We start from the raw sequence: 12,407 nt of genomic DNA, 5'->3' as shown, positions 1-12,407 counted from the left end.
CGTTTCCGAGGGGAGATGCGACGATGAAATATGTGATTTTGATCAACGAGGATGAGAGCGCCTACGCGGTTCCGAATGGCGACCAGGTGGTTGCCGAGGTGATCGAGGGCCACAACAAATTCTCCGCCGCGATGGCCGAAAAGGGCGTGGAATTTTCCGGCGAGCGGCTCAAGGAAGCGCATACCGCGACCACGTTGCACTACAAGAATGGCGGGGAGCCGGTGGTGCGCGACGGGGCCTTTGCCGAAACGCATGAAGAGCTTGGCGGCTTTTACATCATCGATGTCGCCAATCTCGACGAGGCGATCGAGTGGGCCAAGATGATCCCCATTCCCGGCAACGGTGCGGTCGAGGTGCGGCCGGTATGGCCGATGGACGAATACTGAGCCTCGCCGACGACATCATGGCGGCGCGGCCCCGCGTGGTGGCCGCGCTTGCCGCGCAATTTCGTGATCTCGATGCCGCCGAAGACGGCTTCGACGCGGCGGTCGAGAAACTGCTCGCGAGCGGCGAACGGCCGCAGGACGTGTCCGCCTTCCTGTTCGTCGCGGGCAAGCGAAAGATCCTCGATGCGCGGCGTAAGTCGGGGCGCGAGGCCAGGGCGCTGGAGGAGGCTGCAAAGGTGGCCGATACTGCCGATATCATCGACTTTCCCGAGGCGGTACCGGACGAGCGGTTGAAATTGCTCTTCATCTGCTGCCACCCGGCCATCGCGATCGAGGCACGCGTCGCGCTGACCTTGCGCGTCGTGATGGGCGTCGAGGTGGAGGCGATCGCCAGCGGCCTTCTCGCCAAAGTCGATGCGGTGCGCCAGCGCATCACCCGCGCCAAGGCCAAGATCAACGAAGCCGGCGTTCCGTTCGAACTGCCGCACCGGCGTTTTTGGCCCGAACGGGTCGAGGGCATCCTGATGACGCTCGAACTGGCTTTCGCCGCCGCCTATCGCGAGGGCGCGCGGGCCGAGCTTGCCGAGGAAGTCGAGCGGCTGGCGTTATTGCTGGTGGAAGTGCTGCCCGAGGAGGGGGAGGCGCTGGGACTGGCGGCGATGGTGCTGCTTGCGCGTTCGCGCGAGGTAGCGCGGGGCGAGGGAGCCGATATGGTCGCCTTGTCGGAGCAGGATACCGACCTGTGGGACGCGGTGCGGATCGAGGCGGCAGCGGGCCTTCTCAAGCGACCGTTCGCGCACCCCGCGGGGCGTTTTCGATACCTCGCGCTGATCCACCTGGCGCATGCGCAGCGCAAATATCGCGGCAGTATCGATTGGGAGGCGATCGTGACTTTCTACGACGCGCTGGCACGGCTCGATCCGGGGCCGGTGGTGGCGATCAACCGGGCAGTGGCGCTGGGGTGCGCAGGCAAGGTCGAGGCAGGGCTGGCGGCCATGCCCGAACCCATGCCCGATTTTGGGCCATGGCATGCAGCGCAGGCAGACTTGCTCGAAAAGCATGGGGATGTTGAAGGGGCCAGAACCGCAGTCACGCGGGCGCTGGAACTGACGCAAGCGGCGGGACCGCGGGCAATGCTGCAACGGCGATTGGCGCGCCTTTAGCCGATAGCCGATATGGTGACGCGGGCAGTGCCGCGGCTCTTGTCGGCAATTTGCTCGAAAGCGCTTCGCGACAGGTCGATGTCGCGGTCGTCATGGAAGGGGCCGCGATCGTTGATTTTGACGATGACGGTCTTGCCGTTGGCGAGGTTGGTGACCTCGACCATCGTGCCAAACGGCAGGGTGCGATGCGCCGCCGTCGGCTGTTCGGGATCGAACGTCTCGCCGCTCGCCGTCAGCCGACCGGCAAAGCGTGCGCCATAATAGCTCGCCTCGGTCTCGCCCAGCAGGGTGCGGGGCGGCTCGACCACTTCGGGCTCGATCTCGACAATCGGCGCGGGTGGCGGCGGGACTTCCTGCACGAGCTCGACCTTACCGGCGGCGACGGGCTCGGCGGGGAGCACGCTCGCCAGCGCAAGCGCGGGCACGCCGGCCATCATCGCCACGCGGCCACGAAGGCGCGGTCGACGAAACAGGCGACGCAGGCGGTCGCGTTTTCTTAGGTGGGCGGGCTCGGCTGTCATCTCGACGCGGGTCATATATGAGAACAGCGAATGGTCCACCCGCGCCGTTCCGATTCTGGGCACGAAGCGTGATCGAGGTGCGCCGAGGCGTTATTTTGCCGGTTTTTCCAGCACCAGCACACGCCACTGGCCGCTGCCTTTTTCGCGCAAGGTGAGGCCCTGCGACTCATAGGCGGCAGCGACGCGATCGGCCTGATCGTCTAGCAGGCCGGACAGAATCATCGTCCCGCCATCGGCCAACGCACCGGCAAATCCGGGCGCCAGATCGATCAGCGGACCGGCGAGAATGTTGGCGATCAGCAGGTCGAAAGGCTTCAACCGCGCAATCATCGGATGGCCGAGCCCTGCCGCCGTGAGCAGCAGGACATGGCCCGAGCCTTCGCCGACCGGGATGCGATTGAGGCTGGCATTGCCCTCGGCGACCTCGATGGCGACGGGGTCAATGTCACTGGCGACGATCCGCGCCTTGGGCCAGAGGCGATGCGCGGCAAAGGCGAGCAGGCCGGTGCCAGTTCCGATATCAGCAATGTTGGAATAATTGCGGCCTTCATCGGCAATGCTGTCGATCGCCTCGAGGCAGCCCGCAGTCGTGTCATGCTGGCCGGTCCCGAAGGCAAGGCCGGCCTCGACGGTGAAATCGATCACGCCCTCATCGGTGATGCAGGCAAATTGCGGGGTGTGGACATGGAAACGCCCGGCGCGGATCGGCTCGATCCCGGCTTGGCTCATGGTCACCCAATCCTCGTCATCGAGATGCTCGACATGGGGTTCGCCCGAGGCGAGGCGTTTCAACAGGATCAGCTCCTGCGTCGTCGGCTCGGCCTCGAAATAGGCGCGCAGGCACCATTGTTCGGGCTGGTCCTCGTCGGGTTCTTCGGCGACCAGGACGGGGGGCTGGTCGTACATGGCAAAGGCGAGCTCGCCGGTTTCGGCGATGGCCTGCGCTTCGGCGCGGCTGCAATCGAGGGTGACGCGCCAGCTCATAGCATTGCCGTCTCTTCCTCGATCCGCTGGTCGAGGCGTCGGCGCACCTCGTCGGCGTATCGCTGGCAGGCGGTCTCGTCGAGAATGTCGGCATCGCCGGCAAAGCGGTCGATCATGTCGCTGGCGCTGGGATGCGGGGTCAGCAGGATGTCGCAGGGTAATTCGGCCAGCGCATCGAGCCCGGCGCGATAGGCGGCGAGATAGTCGGGATGATCACTGAAGCGATAGCCTTCGGCCGAGACGGGCGAGAGGCTGTCGGCATAGACGATCGACAGGCAGGTGCGATTGTCATCGAGGCCTTCGCAATCGATCCACTGCCAGCTCAGCGCGCCGGGCGTATGACCGGGCGTGGCAAGCGGTGTGACGATGAGGTCAGCGACCTCGATCGGCTGGCTGGTAACCAGCACCTCGTCGGGCGCGATCGGCGTGAAGGCGTCGTGCGTGCCGTGCTGGGGGTCGTCTTCCATGACTTGCCCGGTGCCCATGACGGGCGCGGCCTGCGGGCTGGAGACGAGCGTTGCGCCGCTGGCCTGCTTGATCGCGGCCATGCCACCGACATGGTCATAATGTTCGTGGCTGAAGGCGAGATAGCGGATGTTGCGCGGGGAGAAGCCGGCGCGGCGGACATTGTCGAGGATAAGCTCGGCGCCGCGCTCGGTCCCGGCATCGAGGAGGACGTGGCCCTCGGGCGTGGTGATGAGCACCGAGGAGATGCCGCACGTACCGACCAGGTAGGTACCGCCATAGATGCGCACGACGGGTGCGGGTTTCTCCCACTCGTCCCAATCCTCGCATTGCTCGGCAAAGGCGCTGAAGGGGAAGGGGTCGGGGATGGGATCGCCCGGCGTTTCGGTCACAAGCGCACCCTGCGGCGCGGTGGTGCAGGCGGCGAGCGCGAGGGCTGCGGACATGGCGAGAAGGCTCTTATCGGACAAAGCTTGCTCCATTGACGTCGAGGATGGCGCCGGTGGCGCTTGCCGGTGCCGAAACGGCGAGCCAGCGGATGGTTTCGGCGACTTCTTCGGGGCTCGCGACACGGCCCAGCGGGATGTCGGCGAGCAATTTTTCGCCGCCGCGGCTTTCGACATAGTCTTCAGCCATGCCGGTCATGGTAAAGCCGGGGCAGACGGCGAAGGCGAGGATATTCTCTCCGGCATAGCCGCGCGCGATCGACTTGGTCATCGCCACCATCCCGCCCTTGGAGGCGGCATAATGCCAATGCTGCGGCGAATCGCCGCGATAGGCGGCGCGGCTGGCAACATTGACGATGCGCCCGCTGCCAGTGTCGCGGAAATGATGGATTGCAAGGCGGCAGAGATCGGCGCTGGCCTGTAAGTTGACCTGCATGGTGCGCGCCCAGGCGGCGTGCCAGTCGGCTTCGTCCGCATCGTCGGCGACGGGCTCGAAGATGCCGGCATTGTTGACGAGCACGTCGATCCGTCCGCCGAGGCGCGCCAAGGCGGCCTCCCACAAGGCGCGCGGCGCGAAGGGGTCGGTGAAATCGGCGGCGATGAGGCCGTCGCCACCGCCGGTCGACTGGCCGACGACGTCGTGGCCATCGCCGCGGAGCGCGGCGAGCGCGGCCGCGCCGATGCCGCGGCTGGCCCCGGTGATGAGGACGTTCATAAAGGCCTGACTAGCGGGCCGGCGGCAGGAGGAAAAGGCTTATGCCGCGACGTTGGCCGCGAAGTCGCTCGATGCCTTGGAGAAGCTGTCGATCTGCTGGGTGAAGTCGTCGAAATCGGCCTTTACCTCGCCGATCGAGCTGGCGACGGCTTCGGTCTCGCCGCGGATCGAGGCGATGGTGCTCGACATACTGTCGGCAGCCAGCGCGGTCTCGTCGACTGCAGCGGTGATCGTCGTCACGGTCTGCGCCTGCTGCTCCATGGCTTCGCGGATGCGGTCAGCGGACTTCTGGACATCCTCGACGGTGCGTTCGATCGAGGCGTTGCTGTCGACCGTCTGCTTGGTCGCCGCGGTGATGGCGGTGATCTTGGCAGTAATGTCGTCGGTGGCGCGTGCGGTCTGGCTGGCGAGCGATTTCACTTCCTGCGCGACGACGGCAAAGCCACGACCGGCATCGCCTGCACGCGCAGCTTCGATGGTGGCGTTCAGTGCGAGCAAATTGGTCTGGCCGGCAATGTCGCGGATGAGGCCGAGGATTTCCTCGATCGTGGCGACATGGCCCGACAGCGCTTCGGAGCTTTCGACGGCCTCGCGGGCCTGCCCACCGGCGCGGGTGGCGACATCGGCGGCGGTTTCGACCTCGGCGCGGGCATCTTCGATGGCGCGGATCAGGCCGGCGGCGGTCTGCGCAGCTTCGCGCATCGCGACGGCGCTCTGTTCGGCGGCTGCAGCGACTTCGCTGGTCTTGCCGATCATGCCCTTGGCGCTTTCGGCCGTGGTTTCGGCGCGCGTCAGCATGTGACGCGCCTTGTCGGCGGCGGTGCCGCTGATCTGCTTGACCTGGCGCTGGAACAGGCGGCCATGGACGGTGCGTTCCTCGGCAGCCTCGCGGCTTTCGCACACGGCGACCTGCGCGAGGATGATGTCGGCGGTGTAGAGCATTGTCGTCAACATCGCATGGGCGACGCGTTTGCCGGTTTCCGGATCGTCGGTCTTGTCGCGAACCTTGGCGAGCACTTCCTTGGTCATCGCGGTGCGTTTCACGTTCCAGTTGGGGATCGATTCCTCCTCCCCGAACAGGACGATGCCGATCTGGGCGACATCGCGGACCCAGGCTTCGCTCGGCTCGGTGCCGAACAAGCGGGTCACGAAATCCTCTCCGCGATTGCCGAAATGCTGGCGCGCAGCGGCTTTCAGTTCGTCCTCGAGCAGCGGCCAGACTTCCTGGTGATCGCGCACGAAGTCGGGGTCGCCCAGATAGGCGTCGACACGAGCGCCGACCTGCGCATCGGTGATGGGCTGGAGGGCACGCATCTTGCGGTTGGAAGGCTCGGTCATGCTCATCTCTCTCCTAGACGGCGAAGCGGGCGACGAATTGCTGAGTCGCGTCGCGGAAGTTCGAAATCTGCTGGCTGAAGCGGCCAAACCCTTCCTCGACGCCATCGATATCCTTGGCGACCGCTTCGGTGTCGCTGCGGATGGTGGCGATGGTCGAGCTCATCGAGTCGGCGGCGAGTGCGGTCTCGTCGACGGCGGCGGTGATTGTGGTCACGGTCTGTGCCTGCTGTTCCATCGCCTCGCGGATGCGGTCGGCCGACTTCTGGACGTCGGCGACAGTATTCTCGATCGAAGCATTGGAATCGACCGTCTGCTTGGTGGCCGAGGTGATGGCGGCGATCTTGGTGGTGATATCGTCGGTCGCGCGCGCCGTCTGGCTGGCGAGCGACTTCACTTCCTGCGCCACGACGGCAAAGCCACGGCCGGCATCGCCCGCTCGGGCGGCTTCGATCGTGGCGTTCAAGGCGAGCAGGTTGGTCTGGCCGGCAATGTCTCGGATCAAACCAAGGATTTCCTCGATCGAGCTGACATGGCCCGACAGCGCCTGGCTGACCTCGACGGCCTCGCGGGCCTGGCCGCCGGCGCGGGTGGCGACGTCGGCTGCAGTTTCGACCTCGTTCCGTGCATCCTCGATGGCGCGGATGAGGCCGGCGGCAGTCTGCGCAGCCTCGCGCATGGCGACGGCGCTCTGTTCGGCGGCAGCGGCGACTTCGCTGGTCTTGCCGAGCATGCCGCGCGCCGAGGCAGCGGACTGGCTGGCACGGCCGCGCAGCTGTTCGCTTTCGCTGGCGCAGCTGTCGACGACGCCGAGCACCTGGTCGTTAAATTCGCCCGCCTGACGCGACTGGGCAAGATCGGCCTGAGCGCGAGTGAGCGAGATGGCATGGTGGATGAAGCAGTCGACTTCCAAGGCCTGAATTTCCGACAGGGTGCGCGCAAAGATGACGACCTGTTCCTCGCTCACCGAATGTTTGCGGATGGCGGCAAAGGCGGCTTCGGTCTGCGCAGACACACCGGCGAGCAGCGTCGACAGGCTGATATCTGCATCCAATGAGCGCTCGACATAGGCGCGGGCATTTTCGGTCCAGCCCGGCTGGTCGATGGCGACAAACTTCTTGCGAATATAGGGGACGATGCGTTCGGCGAGGCTTTCGATCTTGCCATTGTCGAACGTTTCCTGGACCTCGGGCGACTTGGCATAACGGCGCCAGAATTCGCGGGCCATCTCGATTTCGACGCCTTCAATGGCTTCGAACAGCGTCTTGGCGCGGACCGCCAGATCGCCGGAAAGGTCATACATCTTCAGACCCCGTTCGAGGTCATATTCGTTAGATGCGTCGCTCTGCAGCACCTTGGACATCGCGTTCATACTTTCCAATCCGTCGACTCAGAATTTCAGATACTGGGTGGGTTCATGCCCTTCTGGCCCGAAAGTGGTTAAAACCCCGTTAGCTTCACGCGCTGCCTTGCACCTTGTCGGGAGAGACCCTATCGGGTTGATCGCCCTAGTTTTCATGAAGAGGAACGTGATGAACGCGCCGACTTCGCGGCCCCTTTCGCCGCACATTTCGATCTACCGCTGGCAACCGCACATGATCGTGTCGATCCTGCACCGCGCGACGGGCGCGGCGCTCACCGTTGCCGGCCTTGCCGTGCTGACCTGGTGGCTCATCGCCATCGCCGCCGGCGGATCGACCCATGCCGACTTCGTTACGGCCGTGACCTCGATCCCGGGCACCATCGTGCTGGTCGGCCTAACTTGGTCGTTCATCCAGCACCTGCTCTCGGGGCTTCGTCACCTCGTCCTCGACATGGGCGCAGGCTACGAACTGAAGACCAACCGTTTCTGGGCCATGATGACGATGGCGGTGAGCGCATTTGCAACCGCCCTCATCTGGGCCATGATCAAGGGGGTGCTCTAATGAGCCGCGGGAAAAGCGCATCGCCGCTCGCCAAGGTTCGCGGGCTGGGCTCGGCCGGTGAAGGCGGAGAGCATTGGCTCTACGAACGCTTCACCAGCGTCGCCCTCGTCCTCCTGTCGGCATGGCTCGCTTATGCCCTTTTCACGCTGCCCGATCTCAATGTCGGCACGCTGCAGGCCTGGCTCGCCAGCCCGCTGGGCGCGGTGCCCATGGCGCTCTTCATCGTCACCAGCTTCGCCCACGGCCTCGACGGCCTCAAGGTGGTGGTTGATGATTACGTCCATGTTGAAGGCAACCGCATTGCCCTCCATTTCATCCTCAACATGATCGCGATTGCCGGCGCCGCACTGGCGCTCTTCGCGCTCGCCCAAATCGCTTTCGGAGCCTGAGACCCCCATGTCCGCTTACAAGATTATCGATCATATCTATGACGTCGTCGTCGTGGGCGCCGGCGGTTCGGGCCTTCGCGCCACGATGGGCGCGGCCGAAAAGGGCCTCAAGACGGCCTGCGTGACCAAGGTTTTCCCGACCCGCTCGCACACCGTCGCCGCACAGGGCGGCATCGCTGCCTCGCTCGGCAATATGGGCCCGGATCACTGGACCTGGCACATGTACGATACCGTCAAGGGATCGGACTGGCTGGGCGACCAGGATGCGATCGAATATTTGTGCCGCGAGGCACCGGCGGCGGTCTACGAACTCGAACATGCCGGCATGCCTTTCTCGCGCACCGAAGATGGCGAGATCTACCAGCGCGCCTTTGGCGGCATGACGCAGAATATGGGTGAAGGCCCGGCAGCGCAGCGCACCTGCGCAGCGGCCGACCGTACCGGCCATGCCATGCTCCACACGCTCTACCAGCAGAGCCTCAAGTATGACGCCGACTTCTTCATCGAATATTTTGCGCTCGACCTGATCATGGAAGATGGCGAGTGCCGCGGGCTCATCGCCATGTGTCTCGACGACGGGTCGATCCACCGCTTCCGTGCGCAGGCCGTGGTGCTGGCAACCGGCGGCTATGGCCGTACCTATTTCAGCGCGACCTCGGCGCACACCTGCACCGGCGATGGCAATGCCATGGTGCTGCGCGCCGGCCTACCCCTGCAGGACATGGAGTTCGTGCAGTTCCACCCCACCGGCATTTACGGCGCGGGCGTACTCATTACCGAGGGTGCGCGCGGCGAGGGCGGCTATCTCACCAACAAGGATGGCGAGCGCTTCATGGAGCGCTATGCGCCGAGCGCGAAGGACCTGGCCTCGCGCGACGTCGTGTCGCGTTCGATGGCGATGGAAATGCGCGAGGGCCGCGGCGTCGGCGAGGAAGGCGATCACATCTTCCTCCACCTCGACCATATCGCGCCCGAAATCCTGGCCGAGCGCCTTCCGGGCATTACCGAGACCGCGAAGATCTTCGCCGGTGTCGACATGACCAAGGAGCCGATCCCGGTCACCCCGACGGTCCACTATAATATGGGCGGGATCCCGACCAATTATCATGGCGAAGTCGTCACCCTGAAGGATGGCGATCCCGATGCGGTCGTGCCGGGCCTGTTCGCGGTCGGCGAAGCGGCCTGCGTCAGCGTCCATGGCGCCAACCGTTTGGGCTCGAACAGCCTTATCGACCTTGTCGTCTTCGGCCGCGCTACCGGTCACCGCCTCGCCGAGGTGGTCAAGCCGGGTGCCGCCCAGGCCAACCTCAAGGACGATGCCGCGGACCTCGCGCTCGCGCGCCTCGATCATTTCCGCAATGCCGATGGCGGCAGCCCGACGGCGGAGATCCGCCTCGACATGCAGAAGACGATGCAGTCCAATTGCGCGGTCTTCCGCACCGAGGAAATCCTCGCCGAGGGCGTGGACAAATTGAACAAGGCCTATGCCCGGATGCAGGACGTGTCGGTCGCCGACCGCGGTCTCGTCTGGAACTCGGACCTTATCGAGACGCTCGAACTCGACAACCTGCTGGGCCAAGCCAAGGCCACCATGGAGCTCGCCGCCAACCGCAAGGAAAGCCGCGGCGCGCACATGCACGAGGATTATCCCGATCGCGACGATGCGAACTGGATGAAGCACTCGCTCATCTGGGTGAATGGCTGGGGCGGCAAGGACGGCTCGACCAAGATCGACTATCGCCCGGTTCACGATTTCACGCTGACCGATGACGTCAGCTATATCGAGCCCAAGAAGCGGGTTTATTAGGCTAGGCGTGGGGGCGGCTTCGGGTTAAGCCGCCCCCATGACTGAAAAACACGATCCCAAGAAGCGCGTCTTTCCGACATCGAAGTCGGATGCAGAAGCCGCCGCGCACGTCCCCTCATCCCCGCAGACCGAGAGCGAAGCCTACAAGCTCGCTTTCCAGGACAATCAGCTCATGCTGCGCGACGAGCTTCGGCCCGTCCGCCTGCAGCTCGAGCTGATGAAGCCCGAACTCTTGATGCAGGAGGCGAATATCGCCTCGACCTTCGTCATGTACGGATCGGCCCGCGTGCCCGAACCTGCCAAGGCGCAGGAAATGCTCGACAAGGCCAAGACCGACTGGGACCGTAAGGTCGCCGAGCGGATGGTCGCCAAGGCGCATCTCTATGACGAGGCCTACAAGCTGGCGCAGATCGCCTCGACCTATCCGGTTGATGCCAATGGCGACCGCCACTTCGTGGTGACTAGCGGAGGCGGCCCGAGCTTCATGGAAGCGGCCAATCGCGGCGCGCACGAGGCGGGCAAGGAATCGATCGGCCTCAACATCGTCCTGCCGCACGAGCAGTTGCCCAACGGCTATATCACCCCGGACCTGTCGTTCCAGTTCCACTATTTCGCGATCCGCAAGATGCACTTCCTCATCCGCGCCCGCGCGGTGGCGGTGTTCCCGGGCGGCTTCGGCACGTTCGACGAATTGTTCGAACTGCTGACGCTCATCCAGACCGGCAAGATGCATCATGTGCCCGTGCTGGTCTTCGGGAAGAAAGAATTCTGGGACCGCGTGCTCGATCTAGACGCGCTGGCGATGGAAGGGACGATTTCCAAGAAGGATCTCGACCTCATCACCTGGGTCGAGACGGCCGAGGAGGCTTGGGCTGAAGTGTGCAAGACCTACGAGGTCTGCCACCACCCCTAAGCGTGGGATCAGGGCGTCGCTGTCTGCTGGTCGAGGAATTGCATGCCGACGACCAGCAGCGCGAGCCCCAGCGCCAGCGCGCCATAGCCGACGCAGCCTTTATGGTCGGTGCGTAGTGCGATCATGCCGATCAGCGCGAGCAGCCCACCGGTAAAGAACAGCCCCGCCAGCCCGATCCCGTAGATCATCAGGCGCGTTTGCCCTTGCCGATGGCCTCGTCGCGGGCCTTGGTTGCGGCGTCGGCAAACTCGGCGGGGGTGAGGTCGATCTCGCGCCCGACCGCGTCCCACGGCACTTCGTCATTGCTTTTGAAGCGGATGCAGGCCTTGCCGCGATCGAGTTTCGAGCCGTGCGCTTTCCACGCCTGTTCGAGCCGGGCCATGCGATCCTCGCTCATATAGGCGCACATGACATAGAGCCCGAGATGGTTCTTCTGCGCAGCGAGCGCGGCGAACATGAGCGGCTTCTTGTTATAGGTCGGCCCCGACACGTCCATCGGGACTTCGAATGTGGGGAAGCCCCAGGTCATGTTGAGGTCGTACCCGTCAGGCACTTGCGCCGAGAGCGAATCAAAAGCGGCGCGAAATTCATCGCGCCGCTTCTCGTCTATGCTGTCGATATAGGCTTCGACCGAGGCTGCATTGCGATCCCCGGCCGTCTGCATCAGGCCGCGTCCGCGGTTTCTTCGACGACCTCTTCAGTCTCTTCGACCGCGCCTTCTTCCTCGGCACTTTCCTCGGTGGCGGCTTCGCCGCCTTCCTCGGCAGGAGCTTCTTCGACGGCGGGCGGGGGCGGGACGGCGATGCCCGAACCCTGCTGGTTGAGCCACAGCATCAAGGCTGCGCGATCTTCCGGCGAGGACATGCCCGGATAGCTCATCTTGTTACCCGAAATGGCGAGACGCGGATTGGCGAGCCATGCCGACATCTTCTCCCAATCCCAGACACCCGGCTCTTCCGAGAGCGCCGAAGAATAGGAGTAGCCAGGCTTCGAACCGATGTCGGCGCCCATAATGCCATAAAGGTTGGGGCCGGCCGCATGCGCACCGCCCTGCACGGCGTTGTGGCAGTTGGTGCAGCTGCGGAACAGGTCTTCGCCGCGCGAGGCGTCGGCGGTCGCAAGGTAGAAAGCGATCGGCTGTTCGGCCTCTTCGTCTGCGGAAGCGACGACGGCGTTGCAGATCTCTTCCGACCCGAAGCCACGAAGCGGTTCGCCTTCTTCGGTCGGACAGTTGGCAAACTCTTCCTTATGGAAGATTTCACCGATCAGCAGGGTCGAACCCAGTGCGATAATGCCTGCGAAGAGAATCCAGCCGGCGATCGTGTTGTTGCGGTCTTGCATATCATCCCCAAAGAATT

Annotated in this window: 15 protein-coding genes; 6 read left to right on the top strand and 9 right to left on the bottom strand. The window is 64.3% G+C overall.

Features of this window, described 5'->3' with window-relative positions:
• Window positions 1-23 precede the first annotated feature (23 nt).
• Together NDO55_RS07810 and NDO55_RS07805 are read left to right on the top strand one after the other, a co-directional pair.
• Window positions 24-386 (top strand): YciI family protein, encoded by a 363-nt coding sequence (locus NDO55_RS07810; protein WP_252114034.1) that lies wholly within the window; start codon window positions 24-26, stop codon window positions 384-386.
• Complete coding sequence (locus tag NDO55_RS07805) at window positions 365-1,549, top strand: RNA polymerase sigma factor (RefSeq protein ID WP_252114032.1); 1,185 nt, start codon at window positions 365-367, stop codon at window positions 1,547-1,549. Before NDO55_RS07810 ends, NDO55_RS07805 begins: the two co-directional genes overlap by 22 nt.
• On the opposite strand, the gene NDO55_RS07800 is transcribed toward NDO55_RS07805, so the two are convergent.
• The 6 genes from NDO55_RS07800 to NDO55_RS12125 form a co-directional block, all read right to left on the bottom strand.
• The gene (locus NDO55_RS07800; protein ID WP_252114030.1) at window positions 1,546-2,085 is read right to left on the bottom strand and encodes a septal ring lytic transglycosylase RlpA family protein; all 540 of its coding nucleotides are present in this window, start codon (window positions 2,083-2,085) and stop codon (window positions 1,546-1,548) included. The genes NDO55_RS07805 and NDO55_RS07800 overlap by 4 nt on opposite strands.
• 75 nt (window positions 2,086-2,160) lie before the next feature.
• Window positions 2,161-3,054, bottom strand: coding sequence for a 50S ribosomal protein L11 methyltransferase (locus tag NDO55_RS07795; protein WP_252114028.1), 894 nt, complete (start codon window positions 3,052-3,054; stop codon window positions 2,161-2,163).
• On the bottom strand, window positions 3,051-3,965 hold the full coding sequence (gene bla / locus NDO55_RS07790) for a subclass B3 metallo-beta-lactamase (protein ID WP_252114026.1): 915 nt from the start codon (window positions 3,963-3,965) through the stop codon (window positions 3,051-3,053). Before bla ends, NDO55_RS07795 begins: the two co-directional genes overlap by 4 nt.
• Before the next feature lie 13 nt (window positions 3,966-3,978).
• Window positions 3,979-4,680 carry an SDR family NAD(P)-dependent oxidoreductase gene (locus NDO55_RS07785; RefSeq protein ID WP_252114024.1) on the bottom strand — a complete coding sequence of 234 codons (702 nt, stop codon included), beginning with the start codon at window positions 4,678-4,680 and terminating at the stop codon, window positions 3,979-3,981.
• Between the two features lie 39 nt (window positions 4,681-4,719).
• Entirely contained in the window at window positions 4,720-6,024 is a 1,305-nt protein-coding gene (locus NDO55_RS07780; RefSeq protein ID WP_252114022.1) for a methyl-accepting chemotaxis protein, read from the bottom strand.
• A gap of 7 nt (window positions 6,025-6,031) precedes the next feature.
• Window positions 6,032-6,694, bottom strand: a complete 663-nt coding sequence (locus NDO55_RS12125; RefSeq protein ID WP_483012341.1) for a methyl-accepting chemotaxis protein — start codon at window positions 6,692-6,694, stop codon at window positions 6,032-6,034.
• 853 nt (window positions 6,695-7,547) lie between these two features.
• On the opposite strand from NDO55_RS12125, the gene sdhC reads away from it, so the two are divergent.
• From sdhC to NDO55_RS07755, 4 genes are read left to right on the top strand one after another with little or no spacing between them, the layout of a single operon-like run.
• Window positions 7,548-7,940, top strand: a complete 393-nt coding sequence (gene sdhC, locus NDO55_RS07770) for a succinate dehydrogenase, cytochrome b556 subunit (RefSeq protein ID WP_252114020.1) — start codon at window positions 7,548-7,550, stop codon at window positions 7,938-7,940.
• A complete protein-coding gene (sdhD, locus tag NDO55_RS07765) occupies window positions 7,940-8,329 on the top strand; it encodes a succinate dehydrogenase, hydrophobic membrane anchor protein (RefSeq protein WP_252114018.1) in 390 nt (129 codons plus the stop codon). Before sdhC ends, sdhD begins: the two co-directional genes overlap by 1 nt.
• A 7-nt stretch (window positions 8,330-8,336) precedes the next feature.
• On the top strand, window positions 8,337-10,136 hold the full coding sequence (sdhA, locus tag NDO55_RS07760) for a succinate dehydrogenase flavoprotein subunit (protein ID WP_252114015.1): 1,800 nt from the start codon (window positions 8,337-8,339) through the stop codon (window positions 10,134-10,136).
• Between the two features lie 37 nt (window positions 10,137-10,173).
• On the top strand, window positions 10,174-11,049 hold the full coding sequence (locus NDO55_RS07755; protein ID WP_252114013.1) for an LOG family protein: 876 nt from the start codon (window positions 10,174-10,176) through the stop codon (window positions 11,047-11,049).
• 8 nt (window positions 11,050-11,057) lie between these two features.
• On the opposite strand, the gene NDO55_RS07750 is transcribed toward NDO55_RS07755, so the two are convergent.
• The 3 genes from NDO55_RS07750 to NDO55_RS07740 are packed head-to-tail and all read right to left on the bottom strand — an operon-like array spanning window position 11,058 to window position 12,390.
• The gene (locus NDO55_RS07750; RefSeq protein ID WP_252114011.1) at window positions 11,058-11,237 is read right to left on the bottom strand and encodes a hypothetical protein; all 180 of its coding nucleotides are present in this window, start codon (window positions 11,235-11,237) and stop codon (window positions 11,058-11,060) included.
• Complete coding sequence (locus tag NDO55_RS07745; RefSeq protein WP_252114009.1) at window positions 11,237-11,713, bottom strand: DUF1801 domain-containing protein; 477 nt, start codon at window positions 11,711-11,713, stop codon at window positions 11,237-11,239. The genes NDO55_RS07750 and NDO55_RS07745 overlap by 1 nt, the downstream gene beginning before the upstream one ends.
• Window positions 11,713-12,390, bottom strand: coding sequence for a c-type cytochrome (locus NDO55_RS07740; protein WP_252114007.1), 678 nt, complete (start codon window positions 12,388-12,390; stop codon window positions 11,713-11,715). Before NDO55_RS07740 ends, NDO55_RS07745 begins: the two co-directional genes overlap by 1 nt.
• Between the last annotated feature and the right edge of the window lie 17 nt (window positions 12,391-12,407).

The sequence above is a fragment of the Sphingomicrobium sediminis genome (assembly GCF_023805295.1).
In the GTDB taxonomy this organism is placed as follows: Bacteria; Pseudomonadota; Alphaproteobacteria; order Sphingomonadales; family Sphingomonadaceae; genus Sphingomicrobium; species Sphingomicrobium sediminis.
The sequence above is the reverse complement of the archived record's forward strand: the minus strand, read 5'-3'. Positions and strand labels throughout refer to the sequence as shown.